The sequence below is a fragment of the Tenacibaculum litopenaei genome (assembly GCF_964514025.1).
Taxonomy (GTDB): Bacteria; Bacteroidota; Bacteroidia; order Flavobacteriales; family Flavobacteriaceae; genus Polaribacter; species Polaribacter litopenaei.
In genome coordinates this window covers 202987-228103 of record NZ_CAZEQT010000009.1, presented here as the reverse complement: position 1 = coordinate 228103, position 25117 = coordinate 202987, and the positions used below count along the sequence as shown (strand labels likewise).

25 protein-coding genes are annotated in these 25117 nt (G+C 39.7%); 14 read left to right on the top strand and 11 right to left on the bottom strand.

Annotated elements, in window-relative coordinates; genetic code table 11:
- Nucleotides 1–10 precede the first annotated feature (10 nt).
- On the bottom strand, nt 11–484 hold the full coding sequence (locus tag ACKTS5_RS19270; RefSeq protein ID WP_408045519.1) for a CYTH domain-containing protein: 474 nt from the start codon (nt 482–484) through the stop codon (nt 11–13).
- Between the two features lie 70 nt (nt 485–554).
- Between ACKTS5_RS19270 and porZ the strand changes: the two genes are divergently transcribed.
- Genes porZ through ACKTS5_RS19250 form a run of 4 tightly spaced genes read left to right on the top strand, consistent with a single transcriptional unit; the run spans nt 555 to nt 6350 of the window.
- Nucleotides 555–2888 carry a type IX secretion system anionic LPS delivery protein PorZ gene (gene porZ, locus ACKTS5_RS19265; RefSeq protein WP_408045518.1) on the top strand — a complete coding sequence of 778 codons (2334 nt, stop codon included), beginning with the start codon at nt 555–557 and terminating at the stop codon, nt 2886–2888.
- Nucleotides 2888–3610, top strand: a complete 723-nt coding sequence (recO, locus tag ACKTS5_RS19260; protein WP_408045517.1) for a DNA repair protein RecO — start codon at nt 2888–2890, stop codon at nt 3608–3610. Before porZ ends, recO begins: the two co-directional genes overlap by 1 nt.
- Nucleotides 3611–3612: 2 nt before the next feature.
- Nucleotides 3613–6075: a TonB-dependent receptor gene (locus ACKTS5_RS19255; protein ID WP_408045516.1), complete on the top strand. Its 2463-nt coding sequence runs from the start codon at nt 3613–3615 to the stop codon at nt 6073–6075.
- 5 nt (nt 6076–6080) lie between these two features.
- Nucleotides 6081–6350, top strand: coding sequence for a DUF3817 domain-containing protein (locus ACKTS5_RS19250; protein ID WP_159628392.1), 270 nt, complete (start codon nt 6081–6083; stop codon nt 6348–6350).
- 2 nt (nt 6351–6352) lie between these two features.
- Here ACKTS5_RS19250 and ACKTS5_RS19245 read toward each other — a convergent pair whose 3' ends face one another.
- The 4 genes from ACKTS5_RS19245 to ACKTS5_RS19230 form a co-directional block, all read right to left on the bottom strand.
- Complete coding sequence (locus tag ACKTS5_RS19245) at nt 6353–6595, bottom strand: MoaD/ThiS family protein (protein WP_408045515.1); 243 nt, start codon at nt 6593–6595, stop codon at nt 6353–6355.
- A 21-nt stretch (nt 6596–6616) separates the two neighbouring features.
- Nucleotides 6617–7669 (bottom strand): glycerophosphodiester phosphodiesterase, encoded by a 1053-nt coding sequence (glpQ, locus tag ACKTS5_RS19240; protein ID WP_408045514.1) that lies wholly within the window; start codon nt 7667–7669, stop codon nt 6617–6619.
- Nucleotides 7641–9539, bottom strand: a complete 1899-nt coding sequence (locus ACKTS5_RS19235) for an amidophosphoribosyltransferase (protein ID WP_408045513.1) — start codon at nt 9537–9539, stop codon at nt 7641–7643. Before ACKTS5_RS19235 ends, glpQ begins: the two co-directional genes overlap by 29 nt.
- A gap of 83 nt (nt 9540–9622) precedes the next feature.
- Complete coding sequence (locus ACKTS5_RS19230) at nt 9623–10549, bottom strand: PfkB family carbohydrate kinase (RefSeq protein WP_408045512.1); 927 nt, start codon at nt 10547–10549, stop codon at nt 9623–9625.
- A 175-nt stretch (nt 10550–10724) separates the two neighbouring features.
- On the opposite strand from ACKTS5_RS19230, the gene ACKTS5_RS19225 reads away from it, so the two are divergent.
- The 9 genes from ACKTS5_RS19225 (at nt 10725) to ACKTS5_RS19185 (ending at nt 17818) form a co-directional block, all read left to right on the top strand.
- Complete coding sequence (locus ACKTS5_RS19225) at nt 10725–11144, top strand: SufE family protein (RefSeq protein ID WP_408045511.1); 420 nt, start codon at nt 10725–10727, stop codon at nt 11142–11144.
- Between the two features lie 40 nt (nt 11145–11184).
- A complete protein-coding gene (locus ACKTS5_RS19220) occupies nt 11185–11505 on the top strand; it encodes a DUF59 domain-containing protein (protein ID WP_408045510.1) in 321 nt (106 codons plus the stop codon).
- A 9-nt stretch (nt 11506–11514) separates the two neighbouring features.
- Nucleotides 11515–12024 (top strand): DUF2480 family protein, encoded by a 510-nt coding sequence (locus ACKTS5_RS19215; RefSeq protein ID WP_408045509.1) that lies wholly within the window; start codon nt 11515–11517, stop codon nt 12022–12024.
- Between the two features lie 15 nt (nt 12025–12039).
- On the top strand, nt 12040–12933 hold the full coding sequence (locus tag ACKTS5_RS19210) for a DUF3078 domain-containing protein (RefSeq protein ID WP_408045508.1): 894 nt from the start codon (nt 12040–12042) through the stop codon (nt 12931–12933).
- Nucleotides 12934–13010: 77 nt separating this feature from the next.
- Nucleotides 13011–13838, top strand: a complete 828-nt coding sequence (locus ACKTS5_RS19205; protein WP_408045507.1) for a DUF3078 domain-containing protein — start codon at nt 13011–13013, stop codon at nt 13836–13838.
- A gap of 161 nt (nt 13839–13999) precedes the next feature.
- Complete coding sequence (locus ACKTS5_RS19200; protein ID WP_408045506.1) at nt 14000–14926, top strand: hypothetical protein; 927 nt, start codon at nt 14000–14002, stop codon at nt 14924–14926.
- A gap of 134 nt (nt 14927–15060) precedes the next feature.
- Nucleotides 15061–15816 carry an SDR family NAD(P)-dependent oxidoreductase gene (locus ACKTS5_RS19195; RefSeq protein ID WP_408045505.1) on the top strand — a complete coding sequence of 252 codons (756 nt, stop codon included), beginning with the start codon at nt 15061–15063 and terminating at the stop codon, nt 15814–15816.
- Nucleotides 15809–16675, top strand: a complete 867-nt coding sequence (locus ACKTS5_RS19190; protein ID WP_408045504.1) for an aldo/keto reductase — start codon at nt 15809–15811, stop codon at nt 16673–16675. The genes ACKTS5_RS19195 and ACKTS5_RS19190 overlap by 8 nt, the downstream gene beginning before the upstream one ends.
- Nucleotides 16676–16678: 3 nt before the next feature.
- Nucleotides 16679–17818: an ATP-binding protein gene (locus tag ACKTS5_RS19185; protein ID WP_408045503.1), complete on the top strand. Its 1140-nt coding sequence runs from the start codon at nt 16679–16681 to the stop codon at nt 17816–17818.
- Between the two features lie 34 nt (nt 17819–17852).
- Here ACKTS5_RS19185 and ACKTS5_RS19180 read toward each other — a convergent pair whose 3' ends face one another.
- From ACKTS5_RS19180 to ACKTS5_RS19155, 6 genes are all read right to left on the bottom strand, one after another.
- Complete coding sequence (locus ACKTS5_RS19180; protein ID WP_408045502.1) at nt 17853–18404, bottom strand: YbhB/YbcL family Raf kinase inhibitor-like protein; 552 nt, start codon at nt 18402–18404, stop codon at nt 17853–17855.
- Nucleotides 18405–18489: 85 nt separating this feature from the next.
- Entirely contained in the window at nt 18490–19317 is an 828-nt protein-coding gene (locus ACKTS5_RS19175) for a helix-turn-helix transcriptional regulator (protein WP_408045501.1), read from the bottom strand.
- Nucleotides 19318–19528: 211 nt separating this feature from the next.
- The gene (locus tag ACKTS5_RS19170; RefSeq protein WP_408045500.1) at nt 19529–20290 is read right to left on the bottom strand and encodes a cyclase family protein; all 762 of its coding nucleotides are present in this window, start codon (nt 20288–20290) and stop codon (nt 19529–19531) included.
- A gap of 77 nt (nt 20291–20367) precedes the next feature.
- Nucleotides 20368–22686, bottom strand: coding sequence for a GH92 family glycosyl hydrolase (locus tag ACKTS5_RS19165; protein WP_408045499.1), 2319 nt, complete (start codon nt 22684–22686; stop codon nt 20368–20370).
- 155 nt (nt 22687–22841) lie between these two features.
- Nucleotides 22842–23540 (bottom strand): hypothetical protein, encoded by a 699-nt coding sequence (locus ACKTS5_RS19160; protein ID WP_408045498.1) that lies wholly within the window; start codon nt 23538–23540, stop codon nt 22842–22844.
- Nucleotides 23541–23551: 11 nt separating this feature from the next.
- Nucleotides 23552–24493, bottom strand: coding sequence for an OmpA family protein (locus ACKTS5_RS19155; RefSeq protein ID WP_408045497.1), 942 nt, complete (start codon nt 24491–24493; stop codon nt 23552–23554).
- 179 nt (nt 24494–24672) lie between these two features.
- Here ACKTS5_RS19155 and ACKTS5_RS19150 point away from each other — a divergent pair, with 179 nt between their 5' ends.
- The gene (locus ACKTS5_RS19150) at nt 24673–25065 is read left to right on the top strand and encodes an ankyrin repeat domain-containing protein (protein WP_408045496.1); all 393 of its coding nucleotides are present in this window, start codon (nt 24673–24675) and stop codon (nt 25063–25065) included.
- Nucleotides 25066–25117: the final 52 nt, after the last annotated feature.

The window sequence follows — 25117 nt, the reverse complement described above, 5'->3', positions numbered from 1 at the left end:
GCAGATTTTTTTAGTCCCATTTTTGAAAGGGATAACTGCTGAGGTTTGAATTGTAGTACTTTTCAATACCTGTGACTTCTACACCTAGCCATTCAGGCTTTTCAAAGTGCTCTGTTTCTGTTTGGAGTTCTACCTCTGCCACCACCAAACCTTCATTCATACCCAAAAAAACATCCACTTCATAGGTGTGTTTGCCTACGGGGATTAAATAGCGGTATTTTTCAATGATAAAATCTTCGCAGAGTAGTAATAAGGCCTCTGCTTCTTGCAAGGGAATTGGACGTTCCCATTCAAAACGAGTAGTTCCTTCAGCGTTTGAAGGCCCTTTTACGGTCAAAAAACCTTCGGTATCTTTGATGCGTACTCTGACAACGCGTTCTTTATCGGAATTTAAAAAGCCTTGTTTGATGTAGTTTTTTTTCGATGCTATGTCTCGAAAAACCATCGAGTTGACTAAAAATTTGCGTTCAATCTCAACTGCCATAAAAAATCAAAATCAATTTTGTACGAATGTACTACAATTTATCGTTATTAGTAATATCTTTGATTTTGATATGAAGAAAGTATTGTTGTTTTTCTCCGTTTTGTTCAGTGTTTTTGCCACGGCTCAAACGGATTATAGTGATCGTTGGGAAGATTTGTTTTCCTATACCAATGTAAAGGATTTTATCAAATCGGGAGAGGTGTTTTACGCAGTGACGGACAATGCCGTATTTTCTTATAATACACGGACGAAAGCGATAGCTAAAATATCGTCAGTACAAGGGCTCTCAGGAGGTACGACCTCCGCAATTTACTACAGTGAGTCTACTAAAAAATTGGTGATAGGTTACGAAGATGGATTATTGGAAGTGATTGATGAACGCGGTCGTATCACTACCTCACCTGAAATAACGAACTTCAACCAAACAGGAGAAAAGAGTATCAACCACATTTATGAATACAATAATAGGTTGTATTTGTCAACTTCCTTTGCTATCGTAGTGTACGATTTAAACAAGTTGGAATTCGGTGATACCTATTTTATCGGAGCGGGTTCCACAGTTGAAAAGGTAAATGAAATAGCCGTCTTTGATAATCGTTTTTACGCGGCAACAGCTCGTGGAGTCTATTTGGCCAATGTAAACAACCCTAACTTGATTGATGCCACTAGTTGGAGTTTACGGTTTTTAGGTGATTATACAGGGATTCACGTATTTGGGAGTCAGTTGTTTGCCAGTACGGGAAATCAGTTGATGGCTGTGCAAGGACCGGCGGTAACACCCGTTCGAACTTTTACCGAACCCATACAAGGATTGAAAGCTTCGGCTTCTAGTTTAGGAGTTGCACTAAGGTCACATGCCGTTTTTTTAAATGCCGGGTTAGGGCAGATTCAGCGCGTAGATCGCGTAGGTGCCTTCAATTTTAGTTTGCATCAAGCGTATGAAGAAAACAATGAAATTTATTTGGCAACAACGACCTATGGAATCCTAAGAACCCGAGTTGGGACCGTTGGTACCTTGGAAGAAGTACATCCTGAAGGTCCTTTGTTTAATGATATTTTTAGTATTGACGCTCATAATAATAATGTTTGGGTAGTTTACGGAGGTTACGATGCCACCTATACCCCTTTGCAAAATAGGAGAGGATACTCCCATTACAATGGTAAGAATTGGTTGAATTCTCCGTTTAATCCCAGTCAACCTATTGGTGATTTAGTAGCGGTTACCATCGATAAAACTAAAGAAAACTCGGTGTTTTTAAGTGCCTTTGGAGATGTGAAGGGAGCCGGTATTAGTACGGCTTTGACAGGAGGTTTGTTAAAAATAGACAACGATGCAATTACCGCTTTCTACAATCAAACCAATAGTCCTTTGCAAGATATTGAGCCGGCCGATCCTAATCGGGTAACCGTTAGGGTTAGTGGTACAGCCTTAGATAATCGAGGAAATTTATGGGTGACCAATCTGGCGGTTTCCAACAAGCTTAAAAAGCTCAACCCCAGTGGTAATTGGCAAAGTTTTGATTTGGAGTCTATCGTGACTTCTAGGAGTAAACCTGGAATGAACGAAGTGGTTGTTGACCGTTCCAATACAGTTTGGATAGGTACCCGACGTAATGGAGTTTACGCCTTTAATGAGGCTGGTGATAAAAAGAAAGCATTGACTACTGAAGCGACCAAAGGGAGCTTGCCAAATTTGAATGTTCGAACACTCGGAGTGGATAGAAATAACAGGATATGGTTAGGAACTTTAACAGGGTTGGTCGTTTTTAATAATGCCTCAGGTATTTTTGACAATGCAGTCAATGACGCACAACCCGTAGTGATCGTAGATGAAGGAATTCCCAAAAAATTATTGGGAGACCAAACAATTAACAGCATAGAAATTGACGGTGCTGATAACAAGTGGTTCGGAACTGAAAATGGAGGTGTACTGTACACCAATCCTACTGGACAGCAAACAATTGCCAGTTTTAACAAAGACAATTCACCCTTACCATCGAACAAAATTGTAAAAATTAGGGTAGATGATATCACCGGAAAAGTGTATTTCGCTACCAATAGAGGAATGGTAGCCTACAATAGTAAGGTGGCGCCTTTTGGTGAACAGCTGGGCGAGGTATATGCCTACCCAAATCCAGCACTCAAGAATCATTCAACAGTTACTATTGACGGTCGTAATGGTACGCATCTTCCTAAGGGAACCAATGTAAAAATATTGGACATGTCAGGAAACTTGGTTTATGAAACAAATGTAGTGGAAGGACAGCAATTGTCAGGAGGAAGAGTTACTTGGAACAAGCGAAACTTAGCGGGAACTAAGGTGGCCTCTGGCGTTTATATTGTGTTGCTAACAACGGAGGATAACTCAGAATCCGCGACTACGAAAATAGCAATTGTGAACTAATGGGGATCGTCAGTACCAAGGCTGTAGTGTTCAGTGCTTTAAAGTACGGTGATACGAGCTTAATAGTAAAGTGCTTTACCTTCGAAGATGGTTTGCGCTCTTATATGATTAGAGGAGTACTCAAATCGAAAAAAGGGAAACTTAAAAAGGCCTATTTCCAACCACTTACCTTACTGCAAATAGAAGCGAACCACAATGATAAAAAATCATTAAACAGTTTGCGAGATGCGCAAATAGCAACGCCTTATTACAGCATACACACGAGTATTAGTAAACAAACGATTGTGATGTTTCTGGCTGAGGTACTCGCCGGAATTATTCGGGAAGAAGAACGAAATCCATCGCTGTATACCTATCTAGAAACGGCATTTGTTTGGTTGGATACCCACGATGATATTGCCAATTTTCACCTCTTGTTTTTAGTGAATTTATCGAGGTTTTTAGGGTTCTATCCAGATGTTAGCGATATGCATTACGATGCGTTTAGCTTGGTCGAAGGACGCTTTATTCCCAGTCCCTATGAAAAATTAACACTTACCGGAAGTCAATTAGTACTCTTTAAAAGGCTTTTAGGCATAAATTTTGATGCAATTCATACAATTTCTTTAAATAAGAAAGAGCGACAATCCATCTTACGCAGTATAATTCAATATTTTGAGCTACATTTGGACGGATTTAAAGCTCCTAAATCATTAGATATATTAGAAACAGTGTTTAGCTAGTCATGAAAAACCTTATAGTAGTACTATTTTTTTTAGTAAGTATACCCCTATTTGCTCAAACTGTAACGATTATTGATGCCGAGACAGGGAAACCTATTGAAACGGTTGCTGTTTTCAATCGAGATAAGTCGAAATCAGCGGTAAGTGATGAAAACGGTCAGGTAGATGTCGATGCCTTTACACGAAATGAGGTGTTGATATTTTCTCATGTGGCCTATGCAGAACACCGATTAAAAAAGCGCTTGTTGGAGCTCAATGATTATCAGGTATACCTGTCTAAACAATCAGAACAGCTCGATGAAGTGGTGCTGTCACTGTTTAAAAACAAAGAAAAAACGAATAGAATTGCAGAGCAAATAGCCGTACTTTCTGCTAAGGATATAGAAAAAGTTTCACCGCAGACTTCAGCTGATTTATTGGCAAGTGTACCGGGAATTAAGGTGCAAAAATCTCAATTTGGAGGAGGAAGTCCGGTGTTGAGAGGAATGGAAAGTAATAGGGTTTTACTCGTTGTCGACGGGGTGCGCATGAACAATGCCATTTACCGAAAAGGACACTTACAAAACTCGATTACCGTAGCGCCCAATATGTTAGACCGTACGGAAATCGTGTTTGGACCTTCATCTGTAATTTATGGATCTGACGCGCTAGGAGGGGTGATTCACTATTATACGAGAACGCCGAAATTGTCTGATAAAGGAGAGGTGAAAGGGGAGCTGTTTTCTCGATATAGCAGTGCTAATAACGAGACGACTAACGTAGTTTCTACCGAGCTTCGCTTTAAAAAATGGGCTTCTTTTACGAGTATTTCTCATAGTAATTTTGGAGATCTCCGCATGGGGAAAAATAGAAGACACGGTTTTGAAGACTGGGGAAAGGTGTTTCATTATTCAGAGAATTTTGACGGTAACTACCAGGCCAACCCTACAGTAAATAACGATGTCAACCTACAGCGAAATACCGGTTTTCATCAAACGGATGTATTGCAAAAGTTTTTTGTACCGATATCAAAACGCACAGATTTAAAGGTAAATATCCAATACTCGACCTCTTCTGATATTCCGCGCTTCGATCGTTTAACAGAATTGAAAAGCGGCCAATTAAAGTTTGCAGAATGGTATTACGGGCCTCAAAAGAGATTACTCGTATCACCGCAATTAGATTTTACCCTCGGTAAAAAGTGGTTGGATAAAGGAATTATTACTTTGGCGTACCAAAATGTTCAAGAAAGCCGAATGAATCGAAAGTTCGGAAGTTTGAATAGAACGTACCGCTTTGAGGATGTCGATATTTTTAGTATCAATGGAGATTTTACAGTGCCCTTGGCAAAGAAGCGTAATTTTGGGTACGGATTTGAAGTGGCGTACAACGATGCATCTTCAAATTCTTACGGAAAGACCTTAGCCGTTCAAAACAATAAGGTGGTGGGCTATGCAGGCGATTTTGCGGTACAGTCGAGGTATGCAGATGGCGGAAGTACGTATTTGAGTTCCGCATTGTACATCGACTATCGTCAGGATATCAATAGCAAGTCGACCTTAAATACTGGTTTGCGATTGACCAATACCAATTTAACTGCAAAGTGGTTGGACGAGCAATTTATAAAGCTTCCTAACAATGATATTAGCTTAAACAATACCGCTCTAACTGCTACTGTGGGGTATGTGTACAAACCCAATAGAACATGGCAGTTGAATGCCGTACTTTCTTCTGGATTTCGCTCACCCAATATCGATGATGTAGGAAAGGTTCGCGAGAAAGCAGGAAGAGTTACTGTTCCTAATATCGATTTAAAGCCAGAACACGCGTACAATGGTGAAATAGGAATTCAAAAGTATTTTAACGATCGTAAATTTCGTATTGGTGCCAATGTTTATTATACCTTGTTAAATAATTATATCTACAGAGAGGCCTTTAGCTTAAATGGAAGCTCAACTATTTTATTTGATGGAGAGGCAGGAGATATTGTTGCCAACGTAAACAAAGGAACGGCTTATGTTACTGGGTTTACCTTGAGTTACCAAGGAAAGTTGTTTTCCAATTGGAGTACTACTGGTTTTATTACGTATACCAAGGGAGAAAGCTACGATTTAAAAGAGCCCATGTCATCAATACCACCGTTGTTTGGAAGGTTTGAAGTAAACTACGTAGGAGGACGCTTTGAAGGAGGAGCAAACCTGGTATTTAACGCCAAAAAGGATATCAAAGACTATAACTTAACAGAAGGAATCGATAATCAAAACCAAACACCGGTAGTAGACCCGAATGCGACAGAAGATGTAGATAAGTATTACGGAACACCGAGTTGGATGACTGTCGGACTTTTTGGAAAGTATTCTGTAATGCCTGGAATTTCTGTTCAGGGAAGTGTGCAAAATATTTTTGATGTACACTACAAAGAGTTTGCTTCAGGAGTTTCTGCCCCGGGAAGAAACTTTTCATTGGCCGTGCATGTAAATATGTAATTATTATGATAAATATATTTAAAATAGTGAGTTGGTTAGAAGGATTGTCATACATCCTTTTACTCTTCGTTGCCGTACCTATTAAATACCTACAAAACGACCCTAGTTATGTGAAAATGTTAGGAATGCCTCACGGATTACTATTCGTAGGATACATCGTTTTAGCAATTATGCTCAAGTATGAACTCAATTGGAGTGGGAAAACTTTTGGAATTGTCAGTGTTTTATCAATACTTCCCTTTGGAACCTTTTTCGTAGGAAAGTACTTGAAATAATGTTACCCACCTGAAACAGGAGGAATCAGCGCAATAGTATCGTTTTCCGCTAGCGTGGATTGCTCCTGTGCATAGACTTCATTAATTGCAAAGGCCAATGACTTTAGGGCCTCCATAGCAGGATACTTTTTGTACAGTTCCGATTTAAATACCGATAGCGAACAGTTGTCAGGGACTTCCATGGTTAGCGTATTGCTCCCGACGATGTCACGGGTGATGCCAAAGGTGAGTACAGCTACTTTCATAGGTCAAAAATAGCGATTTTTTTACAGAGATGCTCCTTCTTTTCTGGATTGGAGTGAGCGAACTACAAGGTCAGGGAAATCTGTAAACCCACCGTCTACTCCTGCTTCAAAATACAATACTTGTATCATTTCGTCAAAGCTTTCAAATTCATCGAGCTGATCAGCTCTAAGGGTATAGGTGTGAACCGCTAAGCCTAATTTGTGTGCCTGTGCAACCAGAGGGCTAAAGGTCCAGCCCGTTGCCTCTTTTGAATGAAGAAGTTGCTTGTACCAGGGGCCTATGCCATCGGCGTAACTCGCGAAGTACTTTAATTGTTGTGTTTCTTCAGGGTGTTCTATGAGTTGTACTAAAAATAGGTCTGATTGTAATTCCTTGCGGACGCGTTCGAGTTCCTTGGCGTCAAAACACTGAAATATACAAGGATCGTCTTTCGTGTGATAGCCGTGAGCATCGAGTATAGAAAGGGTGATTTTCGCAATATCTTGCCCTTCGTTGTGATGAAAAGCGGGATTCTTAATTTCAGGATATATTCCGATAGTATTGCCCGTACTCTCATTCAGGCCTTGTATCAGCGCTATTTCTTGTGCAAAAGAATGGAGGCGAAAAGTACCTACCCCTTTTGGAAAGCGCTTAGGATATACCTGTTGACCCGTTTTCGGATTAAAACGTTCCATCACTCGTAAACTTTGCAGTTCTTCGAAAGTGAAATCAATAACGTAATACCTTCCATCGGCTCTGTGTCTGTCTGGATATCGGGTGGCCACATCGGTGACATCGTCTAAATAGATATCGTGAATTACGACGGGAATACCATCTTTACTCAATACCAAATCTTGTTCGATATAATCGGGTTGCATGGCATAGGCCATGGCTTTGGCTTCCATACTGTGTTCTGGGAGGTATCCGGAAGCTCCGCGATGTGCGATGACCAGTTTTGTTGACATAGGCGTTGGTTTGGGTGTTTGACAGCTTGCCAGACCGATTAGCAAGACGATTGACCAAACATAAAAAAACCCCGACGAATACACGTCGGGATTGTTGCGTTTAATAAGCTCTTTTATCATTTCCTTCATAAAAATTAATAAAGGCTTGGTTTACAACTCGGTGACCACCATCCGTAGGGTAGTCTCCGGTGAAATACCAGTCTCCTAGATTTTCAGGACAGGCTTTGTGCAGTCCACTAACAGGCTGATAAATAACTTCTACCTGGGCTTTAATCTCAGGCGTTTTTAGCATTTCTGCGATTTTTGCTGAAATTTGCTCATTGGTAAAAGGAGCGTATATTTCTTTTACGTAATTGACTATTCTGTGGTCTTCAAAACTCTGTTGAGCAATACACTTTTGATAAACGTCGTAAACAACGTGGTACTGATTGGTTTCTTTCAAGAGCTCTAACGCTGCTTTGAAAGCGATAAAATCACCAATTTTTGCCATGTCTATACCGTAACAATCCGGATAGCGAATTTGAGGAGCAGAAGAGACAATTACAATTTTCTTAGGCTGTAAGCGGTCTAAGATTTTGATAATACTTTTCTTTAAAGTAGTTCCTCTAACAATACTGTCATCGATGATAACTAGGTTGTCTGTCGGTTTTACCACGCCGTAAGTAACGTCGTAAACATGGGCTACTAAGTCATCCCTACTACTGTCGTCAGTAATAAAAGTTCTGAGCTTAGCATCTTTAATGGCTATTTTTTCGAATCGAGGTCTCGTAGAGAGTATCTCAATAACGCGTTCTTTTGACAACTTTCCATTACCGGCCAAAATCGCGTCGGTTTTTTGTTGGTTGAGTACGTCTTCTGCGGCTTCCATCATTCCGAAGAACGAGGTCTCAGCGGTATTTGGAATATAGGAGAATACGGTGTTTTCTATGTCGTGGTCTATAGACTTAAGCACCTCTGGGAAAACGTATTTTCCGAGGTTTTTACGCTCTTCATAGATAGAAGCATCACTTCCTCTCGAAAAGTAAATACGCTCGAAAGAACAGGCCTTCTTTTCGCGTTGGTCCATTACTGGAGCCATGCTGGTAGTTCCGTTCTTCTTGATAATTAGAGCATGTCCACGTTCTATTTCTTTAATGGTATCGATATCCACATTAAAAACAGTTTGAATCACGGGGCGTTCAGAAGCCACGACAACCACTTCGTCGTCTTGGTAATAAAATGCCGGACGAATGGCTGACGGATCGCGTAAGACAAAAGCATCTCCGTGTCCCAATAGTCCTGCCATAGCATAACCACCATCCCAATTGCGTGAAGATCGTTGTAAAATGCGTTGGATATCGAGGTGTTCCTCTATAAATGGAGAGGCATCTTTTTTATTTAACCCTTCTTTTTTGGCTTCTAAATAAGTCTCTGCCACCTGATCTTCCAAGAAATGACCAATTTTTTCCATTACAGTCACGGTGTCTGTTGATTCTTTAGGGTGCTGCCCTAATTCGATCAACTCTTTCATCAACTGATTAGAATTGGTCATATTGAAGTTACCTGCGACGATTAAGCTTTGGTGACGCCAGTTACTTTGACGTAAAAAGGGATGCACATTTTCTATGCTGTTCCCTCCAAAGGTACCGTAGCGTACGTGTCCTAAAAAGAGATTTCCGATGTAGGGCATATTTTCTTCTTGCCATTGTACATCGTCAATTTTTCCGGGATTTTTTTCAAAAACACCATTGATGCGTTGGTTGATTTGACCAAAGATGTCTTGAATAGGTTGGGTTTTGTTCGAACGGATTCTACTGATATAACGAGTTCCAGGTTCTACGTTAAACTTTATACTTGCAAGTCCAGCACCATCTTGACCTCTGTTGTGCTGCTTTTCCATAAGCAAGTACATTTTGTTAACTCCATAAAATGCGGTTCCGTATTTTTCCTTGTAGTACTCGAGAGGTTTGAGTAATCTAACCATGGCAATACCACATTCATGTTTTAAAGCGTCGCTCATTGTTACTGTTATTTAAGTGTTTAGTTGTGTTTTTTGTTGTGTTGTTGTATAAAAAAATCCGCAGGATTTCCTGCGGATTTTCATTATGATAATTCTATGTCGAATTGCGTTAACTCTTTAAATGCTTGTAAGCGCTCTTGCACTTCTTCAGCACTTAGTTCTTCCATGCGTTGCGTTCCGAATTTTTCTACACAGAACGACGCTAAGTTAGATCCGTAAATGATGGCGTTTTTCATATTTGCAAAAGAGATATCACCTGTTTTTGCAAGGTAGCCACAGAATCCACCGGCAAAGGTGTCTCCTGCTCCAGTAGGATCAAACACTTCTGCTAACGGAAGTGCAGGAGCAAAGAACATTTTACCTTCGTTAAACAACAAAGCTCCGTGTTCTCCTTTTTTAATGACTACGTATTTAGGTCCCATCTCGTGAATTTTCTTCGCGGCATTTACCAACGAATACTCACCACTTAACTGACGTGCTTCTTCGTCGTTAATAGTAATTACATCAATGCGTTTTAAAACCTCGTGTAAATCATTTAACGCGATGTCCATCCAGAAATTCATCGTATCTAAAACTACTAATTTCGGACGAGCACTCATCTGATCTAAAACAGAAGCTTGCGTTAAAGGGTGTAAGTTACCTAACATTACAATCTCAGCATCTTTAAATTGCTCAGGTACTACTGGGCTAAAGTGCTCCAATACGTTTAATTCAGTGACTAAGGTATCACGTGAGTTCATATCGTTGTGATAACGACCACTCCAGAAAAAGGTCTTTCCGTCTTTTACAACTTCGATTCCTTCTGTATTGATTCCTTTTCCTTCCATCATCGATAAATACGAATCTGGAAAATCTCCTCCTACTACTGATACAACTCCTGTTTGAACACCAAACTGAGAAGCTGCTAATCCTACAAACGTTCCTGAACCTCCTAAAATCTTATCGGTCTTACCAAAAGGTGTCTCGATAGCATCGAATGCTACGGTACCTACTGCTAATAATTTACTCATACTTTTAAAGAACAAATATTGATATCAATTTTGTCTGTTTTTGCTTTAAAAACTAACAAAGTCGTATCATTTAGTTTACTAATGTTATTATTAGGCACAAAAGTGCCAATTTTATCGTAATTTTGCACCTTTAATACAAAACCAGTCTACGACTGTGCAAAAATAGTTTTAAAAAATGACTATCAAAGAAATACAAGAAGAAATTATTGATGAGTTCTCGATGTTTGACGATTGGATGGAGCGTTACGAATACATCATCGAGTTGGGAAAATCACTACCAATAATTGACGAAGCGTATAAATTGGATGAAAACCTCATTAAAGGCTGCCAGTCTAAGGTTTGGTTGCATTCTGAACTTCAAGGTGATGTGCTGAAATTTACGGCAGATAGCGATGCTATTTTGACCAAGGGAATTGTGGCATTATTATTGCGCGTATTCACGAATCAAAGTCCAAAAGATATCATGGCAGCGGATACCGCTTTTATCGATGAGATCGGATTGAAAGAACACTTGAGCCCTACGAGAGCGAACGGTTTGGTGTCGATGGTGAAACAGATTAAAATGTACGCTATTGCCCAACAGGCAAATTTATAAGTATTGACCAAAAAAGAATAACGTAACAAGAGTATAAGGTATGACCGAAGAAAATTTAGAAGAGTTAGGAGATAAAATTGTACGTGTTTTAAAAACAATATTTGATCCTGAAATTCCCGTAGATATCTATGAATTAGGATTGATCTACGACGTGTTTATCTCCGAAGAAAACGATGCTAAAATTTTAATGACTTTGACATCGCCCAATTGTCCCGTAGCCGAAACCTTACCGGTAGAAGTAGAGGAAAAGGTGAAAACACTTAAGGAAATTAATAATTGTGAGGTAGAAATCACCTTTGATCCAACATGGACGCAAGACATGATGAGTGAGGAAGCAAAGTTGGAATTAGGACTCCTTTAATAGAGTGAAATGGCTGAGGAAATTGTAAATAGAGTCGCGAAGAGCAATTTGATGACCATTGACCTGGAAGATTTTTATCCGTCAGGTGCAAGGGTCGTTTTCGATATAAAAGACTGGCTGTACGAAGGCTTGATTTTAAGAGAAAAAGAATTTAGAGCCCACGTAAGTGAACACGACTGGACTCAGTATACCAATACCTACGTAGCGCTTACTTGCGGTACCGATGCAATTATCCCTTCGTGGGCGTATTTGTTACTGACAACGGCCTTGGCAACATCAGCCAAGAAAGTGGTGATTGGTGATTTGGTACTTTTGGAAACTGTTATTTTTCAGGAGTTGTTGGCCGAATTACCCTTGGAAGAATTCCGAGATAAACCCGTAATCATAAAAGGATGTGCTAATAAACCTATCCCTTCTTCTGCATATGCCTTTTTAATACAGCGATTACAGCCTGTAGTAAAGAGCTTACTCTTTGGAGAAGCTTGCTCTACAGTACCATTGTACAAGAGAAAAAAGTAAAATAGAAGGATAATCATGAAAAGAATTGAGTGGATTCTTTTTGCAGTATTAGTAGGAAACACCTTAGGGGGATATTCGCAAGAAAAGACTAAGCAAGAAAAAACGAAGCAAGAAAAGACAAAACAAGACAGTGTACCCAAAGTTTGGGATGTTACCGGAAAAATGACCTTCCTGTTAAACCAATCTTCTTTTTCGAATTGGGTAGCTGGGGGTAGTAATACCGTGGCTGGTAATATTGCGTTAAATTACGATTTCAACTACCGTAAAAACCGTTGGCGTTGGGACAATAAGTTTACCATGACCTATGGTTTGAGTTATGTAGATGGCCAGGGTATGCGTAAAACGGACGATCGTTTTGAGTACAATTCTCTGCTCGGTTTAAAAGCTGGAAAGCATTGGTTTTTTTCGTTTTTGAGTAATTTTAAGTCTCAGTTTACCCGCGGGTACGATTACAAAAAGAATCCCGCATTGCCAATTTCTGATTTCTTATCACCTGCGTACTGGAGTTTTGGACCCGGGATGCTCTGGAAAAAGTCGGACGATGCAAAACTCAATATCGCGCCGGCCTCTACACGATTTACGTTCGTTTCAGACGAGTTTTCTGGTAAATACGGGGTGCCAGAAGGTGATAATTCTATTTTTGGACTCGGGTTTAACCTGTCGGCCTACTTTAAGTTTTTTGTGATGAAAGACGTCTTGATGGAAAATATATTTGCCATGTATTCGGACTACCTCGATCATCCACAAAATGTTGATATTGATTATCAAATGAGATTTTTTGTTAAAATAAATAAGTATCTTTCTACTAACGTAGCCTTCCATACTATTGTGGATGACAATGCGTCGAGTAAAGTACAATTTAAACAAATCTTCGGTTTAGGACTAAATTATGTGTTTCATAAAAGGTGACTTTTTGAAAAACTTGTTGTCTTAAACTGTGGTAAAAGACTACTTTCGTAGTTTCAAAAAATCAAAATTTATAGACAATGAAAAAATTAGTAGCTATTGCGTTATTTTTTGCAGTATGCACCGTAAAGGCACAAGATCAGAAAGAGGAAACGCAAGGAGGATGGAAAAAAGGAGGAACGGTTTCGTTCTTGTTTAACCAATCGGCATTTAACAATTGGTTAGCCGGAGGAACCAACAACATTTCAGGAACCTTAGGATTGAATTATGATATCAATTACGCCAAAGGAGATTGGACTTGGGATAATAAAATTATCGCATCGTACGGTTTGACCAAATTGCGCGGAGAATCTGCTAAAAAAACAGACGATCGTTTGGAGTTAAACTCATTAGCGGGTAAAAAAGCTTCAGGACATTGGTATTATTCAGCATTTTTGAATTTCAAAACGCAGATGTCTTCAACGGATGTGAACGGCGTTCAGCAATCACACTTCTTTTCACCTGCCTACTTCCAGTTTGGTCCAGGTATGTTGTGGAAAAAATCAGATAATTTAAAGGTGAATATTGCTCCTGCAACGTCTAAGTTAGTTGTGTTGAGCTCTGATTTAGCACCGGCATTCGGAGTGGCTATGGGAGAGTCAACGAGATACGAATTGGGAGCTTCTATTAGCGGATACTACAAGTTTACAATTATGGAGAATGTCTCTATCGAGAATATTCTTAATTTGTACAGCAACTATTTGGAAGAGGCTAAAAATGTAGACATCGATTATACTGTAAACGTCGTAATGAAAATCAATAAGTATTTATCGGCGAACTTAGCGCTCCAAGCTATTTATGACGATAATGCTTTTGAAGGATTCCAAACAAGAGAGGTATTCGGTTTAGGAGTTAATTATAATTTCTAAAAAAAATTAATACAATACAGGATAAGGAGTTACAGAAATGTAACTCTTTTTTTTGTTTTATAGTGTTGGTTTTTAGGGTTTTATGTTTTTTTAGTGGGCGAACCGTAGTTTTTGGCACGCAATTTGGAATCTCATAAGCATAACCATAAAAACTATAGCTTATGAAACGTCTACAATTACTATTTCTGATATTAGTTTCAGCAACCTTTTTCTCATCGTGTACTGTTGTAAATGACGATCCTATTGATACGGCCATTTCATTGCGCGAGTTGTTAGAAGGACAAGATCTTTGGTATATAGATTATCACAGAACGGCAGGGACAGGAAATGTTCCATTTGTTTCAAAGGCTTTTACGTTATCATTTTTAAATGGTAGGTTGTATGCCAATAATAATATGGTGGACGTTGGGAAAACTGGAAATGGATTTGGAGTAGCAGTAGGATCCTATGCAACGTCAAACAGGTTTGTAAATTTGAATCACGGACTGGACGGGAGCTTCGAGTTTGAAGTAGTACAGTTATCCAATACCGAAATAAGAATTGATTGTACTTCACGAAATGTAAGTTACTACTTGATTGGATACCAACGTGGAAATTTCGATTACGATAAGTTGTTTTACGATAATATTGAGTATTTTCTTCAAGAATACATGGCTTGGGAACGTGTAAAAACAGCAGGAGGAAGTCCGAATGTCTTTGATAAAGAACATTATTTACAATTTACCCCTAAAAATAATGTTACATTTTACTCTTCTCATGATCCTTTTGGCATGAATGTTGATAATATAAAATGGGATTATGTGGGTGGTTATGAGGTAGCTAATATCAATGGATATCCTAAGTTGAAAATTTTAACACTTAATTATGATGGCGGAGATACGGAAAAATTTGAGTTGAGCGTTATTAATGATGAAAGGATAGCATTGTACCACCTCCGATCACAAACGACCTATACCTTTGCAGGAAGAGGATTTGTGCAGTATTTGAGAAGTAAAGGTACATCGAGTGCGAAAGCAGTGACGAAATACGAAGGAAGAAAGCGCTCGATCATAAAAAGAAAAACAGTTGAAAGAAGAGTTTTAAAATAAAGTTTGGTTAGTTGATTTTTGGTTGGTTATTTTTCGATAGCCAATTGAAATAAACCGCCCCCACAGGGGCGGTTTTTCTTTTTTAACTTCATTATTCACACGAAATAAAGTACCTTTATAGGAAAATAGTAACGATGAGTAAGACTGCTTTAATTACTGGAGCTAGTTCGGGAATTGGGAAAGCTACCGCCCAAATATTTGCAAAAAATGCTATCAACCTTATCATTTGTGGTCGACGCCTTGAAAAATTACAGGCGCTAAAAGAAGAGTTAGCACCACTCGTAAAGGTGTGTATTTTGACCTTCGATGTTCGAGATCGCAATGCGGTAAAAACAGCGATTGAAGGAATTCCAGAGGAGTTTCAGCACATAGATATCTTGATAAACAATGCGGGAAATGCCCATGGCCTACACTCCATTCAAGAAGGGAGCTTAGACGATTGGGATGCAATGATCGATGGAAATGTCAAAGGACTTTTATACGTGTCCAAGGCTGTGCTTCCGCAGATGATTGCCCGTAATGCAGGGTTTATAGTGAATATAGGGTCTATTGCAGGTAAAGAAGTGTATCCGAATGGGAATGTTTATTGTGCTTCAAAATTTGCCGTCAATGCTTTGAATAAAGGAATGCGTTTGGATTTAAATGCACATAATATTCGCGTAGCGGCCATACATCCAGGATTGGTAGAAACCGAGTTCTCGGAAGTGCGATTTAAAGGAGATACTGAACGAGCTTCTGGAGTTTATCAGGGGTATAAAGCACTGCAACCCGAAGATATTGCCGATATTATTCACTTTGTGGTAACGAGACCTTATCACGTCAATATCGAAGATTTAATAGTTTATCCAACGGCACAAGCAAGTGCAACCATAGTTAAAAAAGATGCCTGAGTTTTCAAAAGTAATCGCAGGTTGCATGTCCTGGGGAACCTGGGGAAAAAACCTGTCAACCAGTGAAATGCAACGTCAATTAGCACAGTGTATTGATATCGGAATTCACAGTTTCGATCATGCCGATATTTACGGTGATTACAGTACAGAGGCCGCTTTTGGAAAGGCCTTTCAAAACAGCGGTATTTCGCGTTCGGAGTTACAACTGATATCAAAATGCGGTATTCAGTACACAGGCGAGGCGCGTTCGAACAGAGTGAAGCATTATGAGTATACTAGTGAGTATATTGTGTGGAGTGTAGAACAGTCACTCCAACATTTGCACACCGAGTACCTCGATTTATTATTACTCCACCGACCGAGCCCACTTATGAGACCTGAAGAAATTGCTGAGGCTGTTGAAATATTGAGGAAAGATGGAAAGATTCTCGACTTCGGTGTGTCAAATTTTAATCCTGCACAGACCGCCTTGCTGGAAAAGTACACTGCTGTGAGTACCAATCAAATTGAAGTGTCTCTAACGAATTACGAGGCTATATGGGATGGAAGTTTGACCCATATGCAATCTTCGGCAATACGTCCTATGGCCTGGAGTCCTTTAGGATCGTATTTTAAAGAGACGAGCGCACAACAAAAACGACTTCAAAAAGAGGTGCTGTTTTTGGCGGAGAAATACAGTATTACAGAAAGTCAAGTACTGTTAGCCTGGTTGTACAAACACCCAGCAGGAATTCTACCCGTGGTAGGAACCACAACCATCAGCAGATTAAGAGAAGCTCTAGAGGCAGCGGAAATTGTATTAAGTACTGAAGATTGGTTTGCCTTATTGGTGGCCAGTCAAGGACATAAAGTACCCTAAACGATGATTAACAAACGGCTTTTGATCAAAAATTTACTCTCGCGAAATGACGAGAATAGCTTTTATGATAAAAAGCAGAAGATTTCTTTTACTTCTAAAGAAGGAAAAGCCAAGTTTGTAAAGCATGTTTGCGCGTTGTCAAATTCCAACCCAGATAACAATTCGTATATCGTAATAGGTGTAGAAGATGAGTCAAATGCTATAGTTGGCGTCGATTTTTTCGACGATAGTAAAATTCAAAATTTAGTGAATGCCTACCTCGTGAACCCTCCAAAAATAGAGTACGAAAACGTTCCGTTTCCGAGGTTGCCCAGGTATAAAGTGGTAGGTTTGGTTACTATTTATCCCAAAAAGCCTATTTCATCCTTGGCAAAGACGGCTTGGAAGTATTATAAAGGGACTGTATTTTACCGGAGAGGAAGTAATTCGGTGCCTGTTGAAGGTGCCTTTCAGTTAAAGAATACCAATAGGCCCATCGTAGAAGCGCTCGAACGAAATGCCAGAAATAATATAGAACTAACACTGGATGGAGTTTTTGATTTTGTCAATCGTCACAAAGCGGCCTACAACCCAAAATACAAAGTGTTTAAGGAACAATTTGTGGTTTGTTGGGCAGGGAAAAAGACGAGGGTCGGTGATGAAACATTTTATTCTCGCGTCGATATTGAGCTGATCAATGAACAAGTGCGATTGTTTTATTCCAATTTAGACGATGTACAAATTTATTTTAACGAGCACTCGTTTATTATCACAGAATTCTTGATGCTCGGTATTGATAAAACAGAAAAACGCTACCCTTTAGAGAAGACGATTATCAATTTTAAAGACAACGGGCTACACGATATCGTTACTGAGTTCTTATTTGAACCTCCGAAATTCGATAAGAAAATACTGTACCATATTTACAATGCTAACAATGCGATTGTCGCTAAAATAGCCAAAGGGGTTACTTTGAGTGTATTGGAGTTCGAAGACGTACAACGAATGCCTACTAGCTATTTGATTTGTTATTTGAATGGATTTTTAGAAGCTCCGAAATACCTGAGAAAGGTCAAGACGTATATTCGCGATTTGGACGATAAAACTACTTATGTAAAGTACAAAGATGCTATGCGTGTACTGCGCAAGGTAAAGTACAGCTAAAAGCCCGAAGAGATATTCGGGCCCTAATTGAATGCTAGTCTCTTTTGTAATAGGCTATGATGCTGGCCTTAGCCAAAGCGTTGTTGTTGAGGTAATACCCCACAATAGCTGGTGTGGTCTTTGCATCTAGTCCGAGCTTTTTAACTTTTAATGCATATACCGTAATAATATACCTGTGATCACCATGCCCTTTTGGAGGACAAGGCCCTCCGTAACCTGGCTTGCCGTAATCAGTAACGCTTTGTACACTTCCTGTAGGACTTAATTTTAGTGCGATATTCCCTGCATTGGCGGGTAATTCGCGAGTGTTTGCTGGCAGGTCAAATACTAACCAATGCCACCAACCACTGCCCGTTGGAGCGTCAGGGTCGTACATTGTAACGGCAAAACTTTGGGTGCCTTTTGGAGCGTTGCTCCAGCTGAGTTGTGGAGATTCGTTTTTTCCAACGCAACCAAATCCATTAAATTCTTGTGTTATCGTTGCTTGTCCACTGAGCGTTTTACTGCGTAAAGTAAAAGTTTCCTGAGCGAAAATCGATAGGTTACTCAATAGGAGCAGGGCGAACAGTAAATTAAATTGTTTCATGATATGATTTTTTTATGCAAAGTTAAGTTCAATGTCGGTGTTCAGGGAGTTTCCAAAAGCCCAAAAACTAGCGCTAAAAGCCCAGTTATTGAAACTTTTTTGGAGTACAACCAAATTTGTTTTTAAAGGCATTGATAAAGGAAGATAAACTTTCGTATCCCGCGGCCTCATAAACGTCGGAAACCCGTTGTCCTCGATCTCTCAATTGATAGGCAGCAAGAGTCAACCGCTGTTCTTGAAACCATTTTATGGGAGATTGCCCATAGGTTTTGACAAATTCACGTTTAAAGTTTGAAACACTCATATGTGTTAAAAATGCGAGCTCTTCCAACCGTAGTTTCTTGTATTTATAAGCATCAACTACCTGTATCAGTTGTTGTTTAGCAGGCGAGTTTAGGTGATTAAATCCATAGAGGAAGGCCGCTCCGTGGTAGTGGTATAGGTAAACGATAAGCTCTTCTAATTTCAGTAATAGTAACTGGGGTTGCAGGTCTTCAGGGAGTTTTAAAACATCTTTTATCCCCGTGACAAGACCTCGAATATAAGCGGTTTGTTTAAAGGAATAAACTCCTTGTGGTTTCGAAGGTTTTCTCGGGCTGATCTGATGTTTTAATAGGATGTCATACAAACTCGACGCGTCAAAAAAGAGCAGGGTACTTTGATAGGTTTCGTTTTTGGCGAGTTTTTCGGTCATCAAGCAATGACCAGCTCTCATCAGTAAAAATGAATTCGAAGCAATCGATAATTTATTTGTTGGGGTGAGTACTTCTTTGGTACCCACTTCCAAAAAGCTAAACGCATGTTTGCTGAGTTGGATTTGTTGTTGATGTAGTTCTTGGAAAGATTGATAGTGGTAAGCGCTTATCTTACTAGGCTCATGTATCAAATTTTCTGGGATGCCAACTGCACTCATGTTTGAAATCTTTGGTAGATTAAAGATACAGAACTCTGCTGATATATCCTTATCTTAAAATAGGTAGTGATTAGATTTTTTAATCCAAAATGTTGTCGGACGAATTTCCAAACAAAGGAGTTGTCAGGTGTTTTTTTTACAAAGGAAGCCGTACCTAACGTAGAACTCCCATATTCGTTGAAGACTACGGGAGTTATGTATTTTAAAAAGGTTAATCCATCATGGCAACAACTCTGGCAGGTGCTGCTGAGGCTCCTACGATTTTTAGTGGAAAAACAGCTACTTTAAACCCTGAATAAGGAAGAGCGTCTAGGTTTACCAATTGTTCCATATGGCAGTATTCTTTATCTTTTCCTACGAGATGTGCTTCCCAGAATAACTCGGGATTGTTTGTTTTTTTAGCTTGTTCTATCATGTAGGGTAATGGTAAATCCCATCCCCACGAATCAATTCCCATAACTTTAATACCTTGGTCGATAAGCCAGTTGGTGGCTTCGGCACTAACGCCTGTACCTCTTTTGTGAAAATCTTTGGTTCCGTTAAATTGATCTCTCCCAGTTTTAATAAGTACTATCATATCGGGGTGAAGCTCTAGTTTTTGAGTCTGTAAAAATTCTTGAATGTCCGATACTGTTATCGGGTCGAAATCGACCTTGTGTTTCATGTCGATAACAAGCCCTTCACCATAGCACCAATCTAATGGGATTTCATCAATAGTTTTTGATTTTTTTCCTCCGGTGGTAGGAGAGTAATGCCAAGGAGCATCGATATGTGTCGTAGCATGCACTCCCATTTTTTCAATGGTATCGTCTGCCCATCCAACAAAGTCTTTGGGAAATAACTTAAAGGGAAGGCCCAAAATACGAATCAACCATTTTGCCTTGCGATGAGGTTTGTGTTTTATTTTAACCTTCATAAACCAAGGGTCCTGTTTGTTGTATTGTATAGGTTTTGATAAATCGATAATTTTCATGCTTGTGAATTTTGGTACTTATTAACAAATGTAAACTAAAAATCCCCACTAAAAAGTGAGGATTTCTTTGAATTTATCTATTCTGGACTCATTTCAAAAATTAGCTGTCCTCCTTTGATGAGGTCGTGATGTGATACCTGCTGATTTTTGAGTTCTTTACCATTGAGAAGTACGCGTTGTACATAGGGGTGCTTCTCGTCTTGATTTTTTGCGATAATTTCCAGTGTTTTCCCACCGGGTAATTGTAATCGAGCTGTTTTGACATTAGGGCTTCCCAGTGCGTAATACGGAGATCCTGGTGTTACTGGATAAAATCCGAGCGCACTAAATACGTACCATGCGCTCATTTGACCTGCATCGTCATTTCCACAGAGTCCAGCCACTGTAGGTGCGTACATGCTGTCCATAATCATGCGAACGCGCTGTTGTGTTTTTTTAGGATGCCCCGTCCAGTTGTACAAATAAGGAATGTGATGTCCTGGCTCATTTCCGTGTACGTAATTTCCTATGATTCCATCACGTGTAATATCTTCGTGTTTGTCGATGTATTTATCAGCAATGGGTTCGGTAAACAAACGATCGAGTTGCTGGCTAAAGCGTTCTTTACCTCCCATAAGTTCAATCATATGATCGATGTTTTGAGGGACGTACAAACCGTAATTCCAGGCGTTTCCTTCTATAAACCCTTGTCCGTGAGTATCCATCGGATCAAATTCCTTTTTGAATTCGCCATTGGATAGTTTAGGACGCATAAATCCGGACTTACTATCGTAAACATTGACGTAATAGTGAGCTCTTTTTTGGTAATTTGCTGCGATGCTATCGTTGCCCAAGTGCTGGGCAATTTGTGAAATACACCAGTCATTATAAGCGTATTCCAGTGTTTTGGAAACAGAAGAGTGGCTTTTATCTTCGGGTACATAGTGGTGTTTGATATAATCTCCAAGGCCGTCAAAATAACTAGTCGTAGCGGTATTGGTAGCTGCTACTAAGGCGTGATGAGTATCAAAATCCCCTACGTTTTTTATCAGAGCATCGGCGATAACTGAGGTTGCGTGATATCCGATCATACACCAGTTTTCGTTGGCGTAATGACTCCAAATAGGAAGCATTTTGTGAACGCTCTGGTCGTGGTGCGCCAACATAGATTTTATCATGTCGTTATTGCGCTCTGGTTGGATGAGGTTGTAGAGAGGGTGTAAGGCTCTGTAGGTATCCCAAAGAGAAAATATACTGTAGTTGGTAAAGTTTTTTGATTCGTGAATATTTTGGTCGAGGCCTCTGTAGTTACCATCGACATCTTCATAGATAATGGGGGATAATGAGGTGTGGTATAGGGCGGTGTAGAAGGTAGTTTTGTCTGACTCTTGGAGGGTGGTCACTTGAATTTTCGATAATTCTCGCTCCCATTTTGCGTTTGTCTGCTTTTTCAGTTGTTCAAAGTCCCAATGGGGTACTTCGGTATTTAGGTTCAACAATGCTCCTCGAGTACTTACGGGTGACAAGGCAAATTTAACATTGATTTTTTCGTCCTTTTCCGTGTCGAAGTTAAAGTAGACTCGCAGGTTTTTTCCAGCCATTTCAGGGAAATTGTGCTCTTGATCAAAGCGCCTGTAAAATCCGTCATAGGTTTCCTTGTCGTATTTTTTATGTCCATAGCTCTTGAAGGGCTTGGAAAATTGCATGGCGAAATACACTTTTTTGGTTCTGGCCCAACCCTTGGTTTGTCGATATCCTGTGACCAAGCTATCATTTTCTACGCGTATAAAGGTCCATACGTTTTTGTTGTCGTGATGGTATACATTATACACGAGGTCGAGGAGTATGTGGGCATCCTTTGTTTTTGGAAATTTGTATTGATGAAAACCGACGCGCTCACTTGCCGTAAGCGACGCTTCAATTTGGTATTTGTCGAGTAGCACGCGGTAGTATCCTGGGCTTGCGGTTTCATTTTTGTGAGAAAAAGTAGAATAGTAGCCCTCTGGTTGCTCTTGGGTAGGGAAGGGGTTTAATTGGAGTTTCCCAGTGGTGGGCATGACTAAAAAATCGCCCAGATCTGCATGGCCGGTTCCGCTGAAGTTTGTGTGGGCAAAACCGATGATGGTAGTGTCTTTATATTGGTAACCCGCGCAGTATTCGTAGGTTTTTGAATTGTATTTCCCTGCCTCTGAAAACATCGGTTCAAAATTGGTTTGCGGACTGAGTTGTACCATGCCAAAAGGAGCGGTAGCACCCGGGAAAACATGCCCCATTTTACTAGTACCGATAAAAGGATTTACATAAGAGGTAAACGAACTTGTTGTGGTGGTTTTAGGTAGCTTTTGAGACTCCGTACTGCACTGTATACTGCACAAGGTAGCTAGTAGGAGCCACAGGTATTGCGTTTTTGTTTTCATTAGAATGTTAGTTGTGTTGATAAAGAGGTAAAAATAACAGAGAAGTAAGGTAAAATCGTATTAAAAAGCACTGCTGTTTTAAGTTATACAACTTGGAGCAGAATGTTGGATATTAAACAAAAAAAGCTCTGATATTCAGAGCTTTTTTAAACGGTTTAGGCTTTGCCGCCATCGAGTTTGTCTTGCCATTCTTTAAGGGCTTTCCATTTTCCTTGATAGGCCATTTTAGCTTGTTTTGGCCAGGTGTCAGGTTTGTGCATTCGAAAGCGATCACCTCCGTTGAGCAGTACTTCTTTACAGGTTGCTACTGAGGCTTCAGATAACAATTTCCAGGTTCCTATATTAGCTTCGGAAAACAGGGCGGCAATTTTAGGACCGATCCCTTCAATAATTTTCAGATCGTTTTCTTTTACTTTTTTACCAAAAGCGAGTTTGGCAGCATCGGCATCAAACACGATTTGCTTCGGAGTCTTTGTGGTGGTGGTTTTGGCTGGCGCTGTTTTGTCTTTTTGAGTTGTTTTTGATTTCTTAGCAGGGCTCTTTTTTTTCTGAGTTTCCTGAATACCTTGTTTAGGTGCTGTTGTAGTGGGTTCGGCTGCCGTATTCTTTAGGAGTGTGGTTTTGAGCTCTTCTTGTTGACGCTTGCACAACTCCAGTTGATCTAAGAGGTCGCGTTTGTCTTGTTTACATTTTTTTAGAGCGCTGTTAAGATCCTCCACGTCGCTTTCTAGCGTTTTTACTTTAGCAGCATCCCCAGAAAACAATTGTCCGAGTAAGTATCCTAAAATGGCTGTGATGAGTCCTACTAGTATAGGAATTAGCCAGCAAGGAAGGTGAATAAATAATGTGTGCATTGATTTGATATTTAGTTAATGGTTACTTCAATTCGTCGATTTTGAGCTCTTCCTTCAGGGGTTTTATTAGAAGCTTTAGGCTGGGTTTGTCCTTTGCTTAAGGCTTGAATATGTTGGCTTAAAATGCCGTTGTCGATAAGGTAGTCGCGCACAAAATTTGCGCGTTGTAATCCCAAAGAAGTATTGCCTGTCGAGGTACCGGTATTGTCTGTATGTCCTGTAACGGTAATGTTGCGTTGTTCCTTGTCGATGCAGTTACTAAGGAGGGCAAATGTTTTTTTCTGAGTACTGTCGAGTACTATGTTGGCGCGTCCTGTATCAAATTGTAACACGATGGGAGTCTTGGCAAGACTGTCGCAGAGCGATTGCCAATAGTCATGTTGGTCTTCTCCAGGAAGTGAGGTATGAGATGCGATGATAATGGGACCGTGAAAGATTCCTGATGTATCCGGAACCATGTTTTCGTGCAGTTTTCCTTCGGTAAGGATACGGGCGGCAGGAATTCCTAATTGAATGAGCACGTTTTTTACAGTGGTGGCTCTGGCGAGCCCTAAGTTAGGAAAGGCAGAATTATTGGTTTCTTTATGGGTGTAGTATCCGGCAATAGTTACCTGTTGCGGGATGCTGTCGTTAAACTCTTTGAGTAAGTTCAAACCGTGAATCACCGCTGGGAATACCGAATCACTAAGGTGGAAATCGGAGGTTTTAAACGTGAAATTGTCAGGGCTTTGATAGTGAAAAATTGCTGAAGGAGCATTGATAGAAAAAGGAATATAAGTGGTAGCTGTCTTAGCGAGTGTCGGTGGTTTTTGTCCTGTTTTGGGAGGTGATTTTTGAGTTGTTAAGGTGTCTTTATCACTGTGCCATGAACAACAACAAAAAAACCAATGAGCGAGGCTTCCGAGAAAGATTGTGAGGAAAATACCCAAAAAATAGCGTGTTTCTTTACTCATGTGTTAAGGGTTTAAAATATTGATTGTTAATTTATTAAAAAAATATCAAAAATTAAAATCGGCATTTTAACAGTATTTTTTAAGTAAATGCTAAATAAATGTTAACAGTGTGAAAAAGGTGAAACATTCTTTTTTTTCGGCAGTCTTATAGACAAACGAAACCTTAAAATTCAACCTTTATGAAAAAATTAATTTTTAGTGCTTTATTGATCTTAATTTCAGTGAGTACAATCAATGCGACGAACAACTTAGAAACCAAAGCAACGACCAATTCAGAAGCGGTAATTAGCTACTCGGAATTAAGTACTTTATGTAAGCTAATCAGAGAAGGAAACTACGAAAGTGTAAAGGCTTTATTAAACAACGGAACCAACATCAACAGAAAATCTATGGGGATGACTCCAGTGATGTTTGCAGCGCGTTATAACAAAGTGAAAATTCTTAAGTTATTAATCGAAAAAGGAGCGAACCTAACGAAGAAATCTGACAGAGGACATACGGCAATGGACTATGCAAAAATGTCTAAAGCAACAGAAGCTCTTGAAATTTTAAAAGCAGCTATCGAGAAATAAACGTACTAAAAAAATGTATATATAGAAGACCGTCTTTTTCAGACGGTCTTTT